This is a genomic window from Mesobacillus sp. (assembly GCF_047739415.1).
GTDB lineage: Bacteria > Bacillota > Bacilli > Bacillales > Cytobacillaceae > Mesobacillus.
Map to the genome: position 1 here is coordinate 1 of NZ_JBIQOE010000118.1, position 2,436 is coordinate 2,436.

A 2,436-nucleotide genomic window follows, 5' to 3' on the forward strand; every position below is an offset into this window, starting at 1 on the left:
TCTACCTTCGGCAGTAAAGTTACATATTACCTGGGAGAATCCAAGTGTCTTTTTCCACCGTTGTGCGTGGATTGGGACAAAGACCATCTTTTGTATCATATACAACTTTGCCTTATATCCCTTGTATCTTTTCTGTAAGGTTTTAGTCATCTCATGGAAACTTGCCTCGGTTCTAATGTTCCTTAATTGATTATATAACGTTCTGCGTAGATGAGCGTTTAACTCATTCAGATTGATAGTGATGTTAGTAGCGACAGAGTAATAGTTTTGAATTCCCATAACAACAGTGTTGAAATTCCAAACCGTCTGAATGCAAGGCTTTTTCTTGACTACTTTTATAGCTTCCTTAATCTTTTGAATGGCGTTCTCTTTGGCCTTTTTTGACATATCGGACCTTGCTACATAGCCAAATCTTGTTTTTCCTTTCCTTACAACTTTCATTGAAAATCCAAGGAACTCGGAAGAGTTTTTCTTTAGATTAATAACCTTCGATTTCTCCTCACTTGTTTCCAAATGAAGTCTTTTTCTCAAGAAGTCTTTCAATGCGTAATTCATTTTTATAGCGTGTGACCTAGTTCGGCACATAACCTTGAAATCATCCGCATAGCGAACGATGAAGCACTCTTTCAGAGTTGTTTTCTTTAGATGTTGATATTTACTTCCATTTGTAGAGTAAGTATATCTACTCTCAAACGTTTCCCATTGGTCACTTATCCACCAATCCAATTCATTCAATACAATATTTGAAAGTAAAGGCGATAAGATACCTCCTTGCGGAGTACCTTTTGTTGGAACTCCTTCTCCTTCAATCTCAGCTTTTATAAGCCTAGAAATAATAGATAGAAGCACTTTATCCCTTATACCCAGTGACCACATTTGTTTCAAAAGTTTGCTGTGATTAACATTATCAAAGAAACCTTTTATATCAACATCCACACAATGATGAAGTCCAGACTGATTAATAAGAAATTCAAGCCTGGCTTTGGCATGATGAGTGCTGCGGTTTGGTCTGAACCCATAACTATGTTTATGGAATCTTGCCTCGCAAATAGGCTCTAAAATTTGAAGTATGCATTGTTGAAAGATTCTATCCCAAATCGTGGGGATCCCCAAAGGTCTGGTTTTTCCTTTTCCTTTTGGAATGAACACGCGTCTTACCGATTGTGGTTCATACCATTTGAACATGGCTTGGACCTTTGCTATTACATCGTCCACTTTTAAGTGCAGAATATCATTAATTGTCAGTTTATCTGTTCCCGCAGTTTTGCTGCCTGTATTTCTTTTGATGTTTCGGTAGGCAAGTCGTATATTATCTTTTGAACTCATTAACCCTGTTAAATCATAGAAGTGCTGACCACCGACACTTTGAGCATATAGCCTGTCAAAACACTCTTGCATACTATAATATTCACTTTGCCTCAGTTTCTTCCGTTTCAATAAGTCGGTGACTCCTTTCGGAGTTAAACCTCTTTTAGTCTCACAAGAACCTTATTAACCGATAAAGAACTGCCTTACTTGGTTGAATAAATCTTAATTAGTCTAGTGGCTATCCCTCCAGGCTGATTAGACCTTTCGTTGGTACTGTGCCACCACTTTCACTGACATAAAGGCAAGTTGTGCAGTAACTAATGTCATTACTACTTTCCATGCCAACGCTTCATAAGAAGTAAGTCCTCCACGTTATCAGCTTACAACGTTGAATTATATCTATTATAGAATGAACTTAGGTGCTTCCTTTAAGCCTGTTAACCGTCATACGCCTGTAACGTATCATGGATTTTCATATTAGTTATTCTTACTCACCCACAGCTAACCTCACAATTTGGTGATATACACATTTCTATGTATCGCAGTTCTAGACCCGTACATCCAGAAGTTCGCCAGCTTAACCTTTTATTGTAGGTTTATTCGCATTCTCACCATATTCAATCAACTCAAGCATCATGATTTACACCACCCCATCGGGTAGGCTTTCGTCAGCTTAACCTGTTACGGTAAATTCTCACGCCTTTTCACCGAGCTTATAACACTATCATTCTTACTAAATCAAGTGCTATTCGATTCAGAGAGAACCCTTCAAGGCGTTACCCCATCATTTGATTCTTCGATATAACCCTTCAGTTCCGTAAGGAACTGCCTGACCTTTACCTGATGATTGTGGCCAATCTCAATTTAAGCCAGAAACATTTCGCACAGCTAACCTGCTCCGTTAGTGTAAGTGTAATGCTTCACAACCTTGGAAAATAAAAAGTCCTTCGAGATAATTATCTCAAAGGACTAACCAGCTTTCCAAAGAATAGTGACAATTTTTCCAATTAATTTTGACAAATTTCCAATCAATTTTGAAAACCTACAATAAATGTAATTTTTCACAAAAATCCGGAATGCAGTATTGTTTTAGCACGAGTTTAATATATTATTTTTTCATAAACCTTC

Annotated in this window: 1 protein-coding gene; it reads right to left on the reverse strand. The window is 37.5% G+C overall.

Going from position 1 to position 2,436, the window contains the following annotated elements; genetic code table 11:
• Window positions 1-1,398 (reverse strand): group II intron reverse transcriptase/maturase (gene ltrA, locus ACH0QE_RS09580; RefSeq protein ID WP_415800474.1); only part of this gene is annotated, 1,398 nt, incomplete at its 3' end.
• Window positions 1,399-2,436 lie beyond the last annotated feature (1,038 nt).